Annotated in this window: 10 protein-coding genes and 1 pseudogene; 5 read left to right on the top strand and 6 right to left on the bottom strand. The window is 55.5% G+C overall.

Features of this window, described 5'->3' with window-relative positions:
• The first annotated feature begins 59 nt into the window (after positions 1–59).
• Both AC3ISR_RS01450 and AC3ISR_RS01445 read left to right on the top strand, forming a co-directional pair.
• Positions 60–1040: pseudogene (locus AC3ISR_RS01450) on the top strand (integrase domain-containing protein).
• A complete protein-coding gene (locus tag AC3ISR_RS01445) occupies positions 1037–1312 on the top strand; it encodes a hypothetical protein (protein WP_463983820.1) in 276 nt (91 codons plus the stop codon). Before AC3ISR_RS01450 ends, AC3ISR_RS01445 begins: the two are co-directional and overlap by 4 nt.
• A gap of 86 nt (positions 1313–1398) precedes the next feature.
• Here AC3ISR_RS01445 and AC3ISR_RS01440 read toward each other — a convergent pair whose 3' ends face one another.
• The 4 genes from AC3ISR_RS01440 to AC3ISR_RS01425 form a co-directional block, all read right to left on the bottom strand.
• Positions 1399–1803, bottom strand: coding sequence for a Mov34/MPN/PAD-1 family protein (locus AC3ISR_RS01440; RefSeq protein WP_489324829.1), 405 nt, complete (start codon positions 1801–1803; stop codon positions 1399–1401).
• A 94-nt stretch (positions 1804–1897) separates the two neighbouring features.
• Complete coding sequence (locus AC3ISR_RS01435; RefSeq protein WP_463983818.1) at positions 1898–2725, bottom strand: toll/interleukin-1 receptor domain-containing protein; 828 nt, start codon at positions 2723–2725, stop codon at positions 1898–1900.
• A 1-nt stretch (position 2726) separates the two neighbouring features.
• Positions 2727–3152, bottom strand: a complete 426-nt coding sequence (locus tag AC3ISR_RS01430; protein WP_463983817.1) for a hypothetical protein — start codon at positions 3150–3152, stop codon at positions 2727–2729.
• A gap of 136 nt (positions 3153–3288) precedes the next feature.
• Positions 3289–3867, bottom strand: a complete 579-nt coding sequence (locus AC3ISR_RS01425; protein WP_463983816.1) for a hypothetical protein — start codon at positions 3865–3867, stop codon at positions 3289–3291.
• Positions 3868–4112: 245 nt separating this feature from the next.
• Between AC3ISR_RS01425 and AC3ISR_RS01420 the strand changes: the two genes are divergently transcribed.
• Both AC3ISR_RS01420 and AC3ISR_RS01415 read left to right on the top strand, forming a co-directional pair.
• Positions 4113–5594: a hypothetical protein gene (locus tag AC3ISR_RS01420; protein ID WP_463983815.1), complete on the top strand. Its 1482-nt coding sequence runs from the start codon at positions 4113–4115 to the stop codon at positions 5592–5594.
• Between the two features lie 1106 nt (positions 5595–6700).
• Positions 6701–8830 carry a M48 family metallopeptidase gene (locus AC3ISR_RS01415; RefSeq protein WP_463983814.1) on the top strand — a complete coding sequence of 710 codons (2130 nt, stop codon included), beginning with the start codon at positions 6701–6703 and terminating at the stop codon, positions 8828–8830.
• A 73-nt stretch (positions 8831–8903) separates the two neighbouring features.
• On the opposite strand, the gene AC3ISR_RS01410 is transcribed toward AC3ISR_RS01415, so the two are convergent.
• Positions 8904–10199 carry an OprD family porin gene (locus tag AC3ISR_RS01410; protein WP_192298439.1) on the bottom strand — a complete coding sequence of 432 codons (1296 nt, stop codon included), beginning with the start codon at positions 10197–10199 and terminating at the stop codon, positions 8904–8906.
• 410 nt (positions 10200–10609) lie between these two features.
• On the opposite strand from AC3ISR_RS01410, the gene AC3ISR_RS01405 reads away from it, so the two are divergent.
• Positions 10610–12685, top strand: coding sequence for a TonB-dependent receptor (locus tag AC3ISR_RS01405; RefSeq protein WP_192298440.1), 2076 nt, complete (start codon positions 10610–10612; stop codon positions 12683–12685).
• A gap of 130 nt (positions 12686–12815) precedes the next feature.
• On the opposite strand, the gene AC3ISR_RS01400 is transcribed toward AC3ISR_RS01405, so the two are convergent.
• The gene (locus AC3ISR_RS01400; RefSeq protein ID WP_192298441.1) at positions 12816–13028 is read right to left on the bottom strand and encodes a hypothetical protein; all 213 of its coding nucleotides are present in this window, start codon (positions 13026–13028) and stop codon (positions 12816–12818) included.
• Positions 13029–13231: the final 203 nt, after the last annotated feature.

The following is a 13231-nucleotide window of genomic DNA, read 5'->3' as shown; positions in this document are numbered from 1 at the left end:
TTCTTGGCGGGATGACGTGGGGAAGGTTTTACAAGTGTGGCTTACAGAGGAGTTTGGTCATGGGATTGGTCGGTAGACGGGAGGGGCGTAATTTTGGCTATGGCCGGCAATTGAGCTATGCCGGGCCGCAGGCACTGAAAGACCTGTTTGGCGGTGGACATTACGGGACGGTCAAAGCACACAGTGATCGTTGGCAGAGGTTCGTGCGCTGGTGTCGGTCGTAGGATGGCCCGGGAATTAATGATGCACGGCAGATTGATCGGCAGACCTTGCTGGATTACGCGGAGCATCTGCGTCACCTGGTTGAGCGCAGCGATCTCACCATCGCCACTGCGCAAAACCGATTGTCCAGCGTCAATCGGACCCTGGCAGCGCTTCGCGGTGATCAGTATGTGAAAGTACCGAGTCCGAGCAAGGCGCTAGGAATGCGGCGCACCAGTGTTCGTCGTTCGGTCCCGCAAGGCCAAGACCGCGAACATGTGAAGAGGGTCGTAGAGGTGCTTTGCGCACACCAGCAGCCGCGTGTCGCGGCCATCGCTCAATTAGCGCGAGCCACCGGCGTGCGCTTACGTGAGGCCATTTTGGCCGACCTTCCGCGCTTAAAACGTGAGGCCGAACAATACGGCAAGATCAACATCCAGGATGGCACCAAGGGGGGCCGCTCAGGTGCCTCGGCACCTCGCTGGATCAGGGCGGATGATCATATTCGCGAGGCGCTGAAATTCGCCGAACAGGTCTCACCCGACGGTAGCCGCAACCTACTTGCACCGAACGAAACCTACCTCGATTTCCAACGGGGAATCGTCCGTCCTGCACGGGACATCCTCCATCAGTACAACCTCAAAGGCTTCCACGAATTGCGGGCAGCCTATGCGTGCGAACGCTATGAGCAAATCACCCACCATCCCGCCCCCATCAACGGTGGCCATTGCTATCAACTCGACCGACGTTTCGATCAGCAAGCCCGATTACAAATCAGCTATGAGCTGGGGCACAACCGTATCGTCGTGGTGGCCGCTTACATTGGTGGTCGCGCATGAGCACGGCATTCGATATGGATCTGTTCCTGGCGGGCGTCCTGACCGGGTCGCATACCACGCGCCAACGCCACTTGCGTCAGACGAAGGCCATCCAAACAGCGATCGCTGAGCGCTGGCAACGCGACAATCCATGGACTTGGCAGAGAAAACACCTTGCGTGGTTTTTGAATCACCACCTAAACCAGCACACTCAATCGACGCGCTATTACTATTTGCTGACCATGCAATTACTCACTCATCGCTTAGGAAAATCCTGGCAGTTCAACCTCTAAACGAAGATCAGAAAACGGCCAATAGCTGCCGGTGGCTACAGAATGCACTGGGCTAAGAAACCTAATCACCAGGCGCCTCGAAGTAGCTAGGTCCCCTCGGTGGTTGTTGGGCTGCATTTGATTAGCGCGTTGTTAACAGAGAGCCCCAACCATATAGTTCCTGTCAGGCCTAAAATCATGAACGCCATAGGCTTGGTTAGCCGATTTGTGATCTTGACCCACTCATTGATATCGACGCCTGAAGGAGATGGATTGATTTCTGGGTGTGTGTGCCATTCGCCCAGATAATCCATTGTCTTTTCACTAACATGCCATTGTTCCAAGGCGATTTGCTGATGATGAGTAGACCTGTCAAATCGGAAGCGGCGGCGCCGATCGGTCAACTGCGGAACTGTAACTTGGACGATGTGAAGGTGTGGACCTTTCCGGTATCCCAGTAAAATCCCCCCGGCTTCGGTTTTGTCGCTTCGGTCTTGGCGGTACCTATCCATGGTCTGGAGAGGCTCGTCTTCTACAAGAATTTTGTGATGTTGTGGTGAGGCTTCCCACACTATTGCGGTTCGCATGCAGGACTCTCGTGAGCGGTTAGGCGGAGGTCCGAGGATCTTTTAGCAGCTCTGCCGGTACGCCAACTTGCTTGTAGAGTACGTCAAGATGCTTAAGCCCCTCGATCCAGCCAGCAGTCAGGGTGCTGCCGTTTCTGATCCAGTTTAGGAATTCGACGTAGGAGATGCTGCTGGAAAGTTGAGGCAGTTCGTACTGGAACTCAAACTGGCGATATTCTTCGGTCCCCGCGTGTGCTTTGAATACATGTTCCAATGTGAGCTTGGCCGTCTTCCTAGGCGTGCGTCTGGCACGTTTGGTAAACGTGAGCTCGGAAAAGATCCAGGGAGAGGAGAGGTATTCATCCCCTTCCATGAGATCCTTGACCTTAACGGACTGATCCGTATCCAAAAAAATCAGCAACTCAGAGCGGTCGATCATCTCATGCAGGGCTGAATTCAAGATCATGTGAACGTTGGATGTCGTTCGGTTCCTCAGTTCGTAAGAGTACGAGTGCTCTTTCTCTCGGTTGGCGCTGAATTGCTTGTCTACTTTGAGCAAAAGGTCATCCGCATGACCCCACACGCACGAATCCACAAACGCAGTGAGCCCGATTCGTTGGAAAGCGATAGCGAGGTTGATCGCTTGTGCTTTATCGGCATGGGCATGCGATATGAAGACGTCAGCATGCACTTTGGGAAAGAGGTGGTTTTCGATTGCCTTGGCGTTGAGGTTCTTCTCGCCGTCGACCAGGTACCGCTCGATCTCGGCAGTCAGGTTGGCATTTTTGGATTCAAACTCCGCGATTTCGGTAGTGGTGGCGCTCAAACTTGCCCCGGAAAATCCATTGATCTGCAGGTCCAGAAACATATCAACCTCTCGGGGAAAGACAGAAGACGATGACAAAACCAGCGATCATGGGGAGGTGAAACCCCCAAATAGTTTTTCTAAACAAGACGGACCAGTAGGTCTCCTTCGCTGAATTAATCTTTGCCGCGTCAATCACCAAACTTACCTGTGTGGTGATTGGTTGGGCCGCAGCAATATTGTAAAGCTTCACGAATGCACGCTCCTGCTGCAAAAAGTAAGCGTGATAACACATGAAGATCAGGCCTGGCAGAATGAACATCCACGCATGAAATTTGACATGCTCTCCCCCGGCGAAGGCAAGCAATGCGCTAAGCACGGTGACGCTCGCACCTTTAATGACAGAGGAACTGTTGGCCAAGCGTGAAATTATCCCCTGAACAATGTTCAGGTATGCCACCCGCAGAGCGGCGCTGTCTGAATCAGACATCATTCATCCTTATGTATTGAGTTTCTTAACAGTCCCGAACGCTGAGTCGGCAGGTGGCACATTGGTATCATAGGTGTAGGGCTGCGTAAACATCAGATTCGCTGATACTGCCAAGCTTATAAATGGTATGGCCGAATCAGGATTTTCTGTGCATCTCGAAGGTAAATGGTTTTCCGAACGGGTCTTTCGTTTTCAGGACGATCACATCCGAGCTGACCGACTGTAATTCATATTTTTCAGACATGCCCTCTGGGTACGAGTCGCTGGGGGTTGGCAAAGGTTGGCCCGACAGCCTCACAGCAAACTCCGGGGGGATGTTGACACCAGCGAGGGTCAGCGATTTGGTCATGGATTTCATATTGGTCAGAGAGACCGACATCCGCTCGCTGTCGCCAGCCCAGACCCCAGCCCCCACCACTTCATAGGTGAATTTATAGGGCTTATCCTCTACCACGCCTTCCAGCGTCATGACCCCGATCACATTGCATTTACCTTGCTGGAACAGGTCAGTTTTACCTTGGAAGCTGGCGGTGCCCCCGGTGATAGGATATGAATAGTCGCTCTCCCAGCGACCTACCAATTTCGCATTCTGATGATCCGGCCGGTAGTAAACAAGTAGGACCGTGAGAATGCCTGCCAGACCGCTGATGGCAGCGATCAGCGAGCTAACTCTTTTAAATATGGGTGAAAAATTAGTCAGTTTTAAACTTTTCATTTAAATGTCCATGTAGTGTGTCGGCACACTCTGGCGTCCAGCAGGTGCAGAAAACCAACCGGTGTAGCCTTTTCTGTGGGTAGGCATTTGACGGACGTCCCGTTATGAGAGACGTACGTGTTGCATGGAACGGCAAGACAGAAATAGCACCATGTCGATTGGGCCTCCTCTGCTAACAGGGCTTGCTCTTTAATAGACTCAGTGTCTTAATCGTCCTTATGAATCTGCACACGGAAGGCGTTAGAATGGCTGGCTCGTCAAATCTGGAAGATGTTTTCGTAACTGAAGGTGTTCCGCTAATCACATTTGTAAAACCCCCAAATTATACCGCGCTGTTGGTAGATATACGTCGCGAAGCTAAGCCCGTAATAATCGAAGGCCAGTCAGGAACTGGCAAAACGACTACTTTGAAAAAAGTGTTATCAGATGTATTTCCCGACAATCCTCCCCGAGTCTTAACGCCTAGAAATCCTGACGACCTTCCTATAATTGAAGCAATATCAGAAAAATCCGGTGCGGAAATATTCGTTATCGATGACTTCCACAGACTACCTAAATCCACCAAAGAAAGATTAGCTAACCTTGCGAAGGTTGTTGCAGAACGGGAAGATCGGGCGGGCCTTCCCAAAATAGTTATCATAGGAATAAATGAGGTAGGCTCCGATCTAATTCAACTTGTGCCAGATATCGCCAAACGAATTGGGGTGCATCGAATATCTCCCGGCACGTCAGAAGCCATTCGAGAAATAATCAGCCTAGGTTCAAAGCAGCTAAACATTATAATATCCGACCACGATGGAATTATTTCCGACAGTCGCGGCGACTATTGGCTCACACAGCAAATTTGCAAGACTATCTGCATAGCAGCGGAAATATCCCAATCCCAACAAAGCACAAAGACAGTAACCTGGCAGCACGCAAATATCAGGGATTTAATAGTCGCAACACTAAAACATAATTATGACGCACCGGTTCGTGAGTTCTGCCGCGGTCGGAGGTTTAGACCATCAAACGATCCATATTTCAAGCTTCTGAGAGCAATATCAGAGCAAGAGTCTTCGAACGTTGATTTAAATGAGCTAGCCAACTCCAGACCAGATATTAAGGGCAGCATCAATAATATAAAGGACCACAGGCTAACGGTTCTGCTTGAGAGGAAGGAGGCATGCTCAAGATTATTCTATTATGATTCGGCTACAAAAAACTTTGCACTTGAAGACCCAGCATTGTTTTTTTATCTAAAAAACTTGAACTGGGATGATCTTCGACAGCGTTGCGGCTTTAGAGATGGCGCGAAAGACTTCGAGTTTGATATAGCCATTTCATTCGCGGGAGAGAATCGGGTCCTAGCTAAATTCATTGTAGATCAGCTGGCAGAGCTCGACATCTCATCCTTCTACGATAAAAATTATGAAGACAACTATTTAGGTGGCCCGTGGGCAAAACTTTTTAAAGAGATCTTTGTTGAGAAATCTCGCCTAGTCGTCGCGATATTGGATGCACATCACTATGAAAAAGTCTGGCCGACGTTCGAGCGAGACTGCTTTACGGTCAGAGTCGCGCAGTCCGAAGTGATACCTATAATTCTTGATGACACTGTCTTCCCTGGCTTTCCAAAGGATTTGGTATCGATTTACACTCGTTTGGAAGGAGACATCGAATCCAATAAAAATTATTTAATTGATAATGTAGTTCTCAGAATCGCTTCGAAATTAGACTCACTGTAATCATGATGGTGCCGGGGGCATTAATGGCCTTTACATTACTATCGAGGACAGGCCCCACGTGATAGGCGCGTGGGGCTTCACCGTATAGGCGCATTCGGGCAAATCCAGGTGTACCAAGAAAATTCATAACCCTCTGATTCATAAGCTTAAATTACCTTCCTTGTAATCAGTCGCTCTCAAGTCATGAAGAGCGCCAATTCGCCATTCTGTTGCGGCGACCGATTGAATCCACATTAGACTGCTACCCTTCGCCACAGGCAGCAATCGCCCCAGAGCGGCCCTTCGTGGAGGGCAGCATTTGGCCGTCTGCTGCCTGTCGCCACGGCAGCTTTTGGCGGATTCCTACCTATTCTCGACGGAGGGGATGATCAACAACGTTCGAATTCGGGAGGTTTACCATTCCGTATGCGGCTCTGAATTACTTGCAGACCGACAACGTGCTGACATCTAAAAAATCCCGAGTTCGATTCCAACGAACGCCATAACTAGCTGATTTGTTTATAGTTACTAGTTGGGGTACGCCGAATTTTCCAGCGAACTCCAGATGCCCGAAAAACCTACTCTCGCCGAAACATACCGTTCGTCTGGTGCCGCACCATATCTCGAAGCCCCGCAATGCAGGGCTTTGTGGCTTCTGAGGTTTAGAAAAACACTCATCCTAAAACCACCAAAAACCCCACTCCGTCCAAAATTCGTCCAATTTCATTTTTTGGACGCTTTCCTACTATCAGCTTTCCTTCCGCCCTCTTCCTCTCAAAAAAACACCCGCCAACTGATTCAACAAAACTACCTCCCCCATATGCCCAGAGCTGAAATGCGCATTCTTCATCGCCATCACCTACGAGGCTGTTAAATGACACTGAGCACGGGCGATGCGGTTCTTTAACAGTTCGGTTATCACGACTTGGGCGCCGATCCGGCGCCTAGGATAATTTCTCCCAGGCCCCACTGTGGCAGGTGGACCTGATGGCCCGCTACCCGATCACCGACAACGCCTCGGCCACTGATCATCCGAGGCGTTTTGCATCACATCACGGCAAATTTTGGCCTCCCGCCCGCGCGTTTTTCGGTATAACCCAAATTTACTGCGTCGCGAACGGACTCCCATGAACGCCCTGAAACTCATCTTTCTGCTGGTCATTTTCCCGCTGCTGCTGGCCGCCCTCGGCGGCTGGGAGTTGCAGCGGGCTGACCGCGCCACAACGGCGATGATCGACCAGCACATCAGTACCGACCTCTACAAACAAACCCTGCAAGCCGTGGCGGCCAGGCAACCCGAGGCCGATGTCGCGCCGCCGGAGGGCATGATCACTGTCCAGGCCGCCCTCGCGCGCCTGGAGAAGGTCGAAGCCGAGTTTCCCACCGCCCACCGCATCAACCGCGTCTTGCGCGCACTGGCCCCCTGGGTGATCGGCCTCGGGCTGCTCGCGACGTTCATCGGCCTGGCCGCACTCGCTGGTACGCATTGGGCCGGGCGCCGCGCGCAGCAGTCTCGCGAACAGTTGCTACGCGTGTTCAGCCTGGGCAGCCGCCTGTTGCCCTACGTGTTGGTGAGTCATGTGGTGGCGATGGCCGCGACGGTAGCGCTGGTGCTGGTCTTCGAGGGGCTGGCGCTGTGGCATGTGGGCAAGCTCGGCAGCGGCGTAATGAAGCTGATGGGCATGCTGGGAATGGTCGCGGCGTTGTGCCTGTATTCGATCTGGCTGTTGCTCAAGCAATTGCGCCCGATGCTGGCGATGTTCGAGCCCACGCCGCTGGAGATGTTTGGCCAGCGCGTGACGCCCGAGCAAGCGCCGGGGTTGTGGCGCCATGTCGATGAGTTGGCCGCCAGGTTGGGTGCATTGCCACCGGAGCATATCGTGGCGAGCCTGACCCAGGACTTTTACGTGACCTCCAGCGCAGCCCTGGTGATGCCCGCCGGAACCCTCTTGCACGGCCGCACCCTGCATGTCCCGCTGCTGTACCTGGGGCTGCTGGACCGTGAAGAAATCGGCGCGGTGATCGGGCATGAACTGGCGCACTTTGCCGGTGAAGACACCGAGTACAGCCTGCGTTTTTTGCCGATCTACGATGGGGTCAGCCGCAGCCTTGGCGCATTGGCTGACACGATACTGGCCAGCGATCCGCTCCAGGGTCGCCTGATGCGCCCGTCGTTCATGCTTGGCGTGTTTTTCATGGAGCGTTTCGACCACGCCGTAAACCATTGGCGCCGCGAGCGCGAGTTGCTCGCCGACGCCGCCGGCGCGCGGCTGGTGGGCCGTGCCGCCATGGCATCGGCGTTGTTGCGGGTGTCGGTGTTGCACGCGCCGCTGGACGATACGTTGATGGACAAGGGCGCAAACGCCGCTGAACGCGATCTGCCAAACGCCGTACTCATGGCGCTGCAAGGCATGGAGTTGCAACTGCCACCCGAGGCATTGGAGAGCCAGCAGCCGCACCCCACCGATACCCACCCGTCCAATGGCGAGCGCCTGCACGCATTGCAAGTGACCGTCGATGACAGCGTGCGCAGCGCCACGCGTGCCGTGGATGCAGGGGCAGCCAACACACAGATCGACGCGTGCTTCAGCGCGCCGCAGGCCCTGCGTGAAGCCTTGTCCCGCGACCTGACCGCCGTGATGGCGTCTGAAGAATCGGCACATATGCAGTTGCTGGAAACCATGGTGGACTCGGTCGAGGGCGAACGGACCTTCCATGAAGGCGGTCGCTGGCGCGGTGCGCTGATGGCGCTGGCGTCGACACCTTTTGTACTCGCCGGGTTGTTTGCCATCAGCCGTCCCTGGCTCGCCCCGGAACGCTTGAAGGGCACGCCGCTGTCGGCGCTTGGCGCAGGTGCGTGCCTCAGTCTGATCGGGCTGGCCCTGCTGTGGCTGGGCATCCGCCGCTTCAAGCGTGCGCCCCAGACTGCGTTGCGCCTGACGCCGGAACATTTTGTGTTCAACAACCTCGCGCAACCGCTGCCGATCGAGCATATCGACGAGGTCAGCTTGCAGTTCGTCCAGGGCATCTGGGTAACCGTGCACCTCACACCCGAAGCGCCGCTGCCGGCAACGCGCAAAACCGCGTTCGGCGTACCCGGCGCACGGGTCAACAGGAAGAAGCGCCAGGTGCTGCTGCACATGGCGCAGCTGTGTGTCGACAATAAGAAGATCGAACCCTATGAAGGGCTGTCGATGATGCTCAACTACAAAAACGCGGCACTGGCGCGCAGGATCTTGCAACAGCGCGAGGACTGATCCGGCGGCATAAAAAAACCCCGAACCAGTCGGGGTTTTTTATCGCCTTGAATCAGGCGCTACACACGATCACTTAGAAAACGTTGATCGGGTAGTCAGCGAACAGACGCAGTTCGTTACCGCCAATGTTGTAGTTGCTGGCGTTGTTCGAAACGCGCAGCCACGAGGCGCGAGCGCGCAGGCTCAGGTCTTTGGCCGGGCCGCTCTGAACCACGTATTTGAACTGGTTGAAGATCTCGCGCTCGGTGCCATTGCCGCGGTTGGAACCGTCGTCGATGTTGGTGCCGCGCACGTACGCCACGTTGTAGCTCAGGCCAGGCACGCCGTAGGCGCTGAAGTCCAGGCCGTAGCCAACCTGCCAGGAACGCTCGTCCTTGCCGTTGAAGTCAGACCAGTAGGAGTTGGCCAGCAGGATGGTGTTGCCACCGTCGCCGATGCCGCTGTTCTTGTTGTCCTGGTGGTAGCCGCTGTACAGGTAGCCGGTGTCGCCGGTGCTGCGCTGATGAGCGAGGGTGAAGCTGTGTGCGCCAACAGCCCAAGTGGCGGCCAGGCTCCAGATTTTGTTGTCGCGGGCGTCTTGGTCGCCTTGGGTCAGCTGGGCGAAATCTTTGTCCAGCTTGGTTTTGTAGCCGTTGAAGTCAAAGGTCAACGATTGCTTTTCTGGCAGGGCCAGCACGTAGTTGACGTTGACGTATTGCTTCTTCAGCACGTCCTGCATATCGGAAGCGTACAGCGCGGCCGACAGGCTTTCGGTGAACTTGTAGCTACCGCCGACGTAGTCGATGCTCTTCAGGTGGCCGCTGTCGCTGCCTTCGGCGCTCTTGCGACCTTGCTTGGTGAAGTGACCAGCGTCCAGTTGCAGACCGGCGATTTCCTTGGAAACAATCGAGGTGCCCTCGTAGGTTTCCGCCAACAGACGGCCACTGTCATAGGCCAGGACCGGTACGTTCGGCAGCTGCTGACCGTATTTCAACACGGTGTTGGAGATACGTGCCTTGACCGCTGCGCCGCCTTTGGCCAGGTCATTGGCGGCCGAGCCGCTGTCGCCTTGCTTGAAGAAGTCGATACCGCCACCGCCGCTGCGACCTTTACCACCGTCCAGACGGATAGCGTATTGGCCCAGCACGTCCACACCCACACCGACGGTGCCTTGGGTGAAACCGGACTCGAACTTGCCGATGAAGCCTTGGCCCCATTCCGCTTTGTCCTGGTTGTGGTCTTTGTAATCACGGCTGATGTACGCGTTACGTGCAGCGATGTTCAGGTGGCTGTCTTCAACGAAACCCTTCGATTCCGCTTGATCGTTAGCCATTGCTGTCGATGCGCTCAAAATCCCCAGAGCGATCAGACTCATCCGTTGCTTCAACATTTCTTATATTCCTTATTACTGGTTGAGTACGCGCTATGACACCAGGCTCCGTATTGCTTTCTGGCGTCGACTTTTCCCGGGAAAAAGAAGGCCCGCGGACGACGAGTCTGCCGCGGGCCTTTTCTTATTGGAGGAGTCATGGCTGTTAGCCACAGGCGTTGGACGCAATCCTAGTCGCGCCCGGAACTATGTGTCAATTTCGCGAATCGTCTGTATTTAGGCGAAAAAATTCTAAGCAAAGGCCTACAGCCTTTCTGAAAACGACCAAAAAACCCTTCCAACGACGAAAAACACACATTTCGTAACATATTTCAAAGCCGATACATTTGGTATTGGATAACGCACGCAAATGCAAAGCATTACCATTAACGCGTAGTTTTCCTCCCCAATAATCCGGATACATTTCCCCCATGCCTGCCCCACGCCTGTCGCCCATCACCCTTGGGCTTTCCGTCTTGCTGTCTGCCGGTTTTGCCTGTGCCACCACCACCTTGCCTGCCACCTCGATCAGCGCCGAAGCGGATGAAGACGACCCGCGCATCAAGCAAACCAGCACCGCCACACGCACTGCCACCCCGGTGCGGTATGTGCCCCAAGCCATCGACTCGGTAAAGACTGAAAGCCTGCGTTCCTACGGCACCAACGACCTGGGCCAGGCCTTGAGCGGTATCCCCAACGTCAGCAGCGGCGCCGACACACGCTTCGACAGCCTGCGCATTCGCGGTTTCGACGCGAGCAACGATTTCTACCTCGATGGCATTCGCGACGACAGCCAATATGTTCGCGACCTGCACAACATCGAGCGCATCGAAGTGCTCAAGGGCCCGGCGGCCGTACTCTACGGGCGAGGCGGTCAGGGAGGGATCGTCAACCGTGTGAGCAAGCTGCCGATCGCCGGGCACAAGTCCAGCATCGAAGCCCAGGGCGGCAGCAACGACCTGCGCAGTCTGTATGCCGACCTGAGCACCGACCCCAGCGATAACATCAGCCTGCGCCTGAACATGGGCAACCAGGACAACAACAGTTTTCGCGACGGTGTCAGTGGCAACCGCCAACTGTTTGCGCCGTCCATGAGCTGGCAGCTCACGCCGGACCTGAACTGGCTGGTGCAATACGAATACAGCCGCTACAACCGCACACCGGATCGCGGCATTCCCGGCGTCAACGGCCGCCCGGCCGATGTGAGCCGCAGCACCACCTACGGCGACAGCCGCGACTACATCGACGACAAGTCCCAGTCGCTGCGCTCCAAGCTGACCTATGAACTCAACGACAACTGGCAACTGCGCCAGACCCTGGGCGTGTTCAAGCTCGACAGTGATTTCGACAACACCTATCAAACCGCCTACGTGCCGGCGACCCATAGCGTCACGCGCCAGCGCTGGCAGCAGGACCTGACCACCCGCAACGTCTTCAACAACGTCGAACTGGAAGGTGGCTTCAGCACCTACGGCCTGGAACACCGCGTGTTGACGGGCCTTGAACTGGGCAGCCAGCGGCGCGATCCGAAGCTGTACACCGCGGCGGTCAGTCGCGAGGTGCCAAGCCTCGACCTCAACCAGCCCAATCGCAACCAGCGCCACACCGGGCGAATGAACGTGTGGAGCAACGCCCACACCGAAGTCGAAAGTCGCGCCGTCTACGTGCAGGACCAACTGCGCCTGAACGATCAATGGCAAGTGCTCGCCGGCCTGCGCTACGACCGGTTTGAAGTGGACTCCAAGAACAAGCTGCTCAACCGCCAGCAGGCTGTCGAAAGCCACAGCACCAGCCCGCGCTTCGGCCTGGTCTGGACGCCCCTGGAAAACCACTCGTTCTACGCGTCCTGGAGCAAGACCTTCTCGCCAGCGGGCGGCGGCGTGATCGGCATCACCCCCAATGCCGCCGGCAGCGTCAACGACCTGAGCCCCGAGCTGACCAAGCAAAAAGAAATCGGCGTCAAAAGCGACTGGTTCGACGACCGCCTGAGCACCACCCTGGCGGTATACGAACTGGAACTCTACAACCGCCGCACCGCCGACCCGCAGGACCGCTCCATCACCCTGCTCAGCGGCCTGCAACGCTCGCGCGGCGTGGAACTGACCGCCAGCGGCAAGATCGTCGGCAACTGGTACGTGCGCGGTGGTATCGGCCTGCAGGACGCCACGGTCGTGAAGGACAACAACGGCTTCGAAGGTAAGCGGGTCAGCGACGTGGCCAAGCGCAATGGCAGCCTGTTCATCACCTGGAAACCGGAAATGGGCTGGTACGCGGAAACCGGCTTGACCCTGGTGGGCGATCGTTATGCCGACAGCTTGAACACCGTGGTCCTACCGGGATATGGCCGCTGGGATGCGCTGGCCGGGTTCCGTCAGAAGGAATGGGATGTGCGTGCGGCGCTGAACAACATCGCCGACAAGACCTACTACGCCTCGGCGACGAGTGTGGCGCAGATCCAGCCGGGGGAGCCGCGTAGCCTGGTCGTAACCGGCACCTACAGCTTCTAAGACAGAACACCACCCCAATGTGGGAGCGGGCTTACTCGCGAATACGGAGTGCCAGTCACCAGATGTATTGACTGATTCACCGTATTCGCGAGCAAGCCCGCTCCCACATTTTTTTGAATGCAGTGTTCTTTTAATTTTTCAGCAAATCACACAACGCGTGCACTTCATCTTCACTGAACAGCCCCACCGGATAGCGTTGGCTCATCATGCTGCGCAAATCCGGCAGCCTGCTCTTCCGTGAGCCGTTTTCCTTCAACCAGAGCCCCAGTGCTTGGATCGCGTCGCCGTCAACCCGCATAGGGTGAAACGTGCGCGTGTACATCAGGTTGATTTGAGGACTCATTTCAGCGCTCTCTCCTACTGCGTGAGCGGCCAACTTACTCAAGGTTTATGACAGAACTGCACAGCCATAAACCTGGATCACTGTCGCAACAGCGATACAAGAGCTATGCCAATGTCGGCGTTTTATCGCCAGGCGCACACAAAAAAGCCCGCGGCCTTGATGGGCCGCGGGCTTGCTGTGGGTGATGACAGCGTTGGGGCGCC

The organism is Pseudomonas sp. GL_117, from assembly GCF_057835125.1.
Note: the sequence above shows the minus strand (reverse complement) of the source record. Positions and strands in the feature narration are given on the sequence as shown.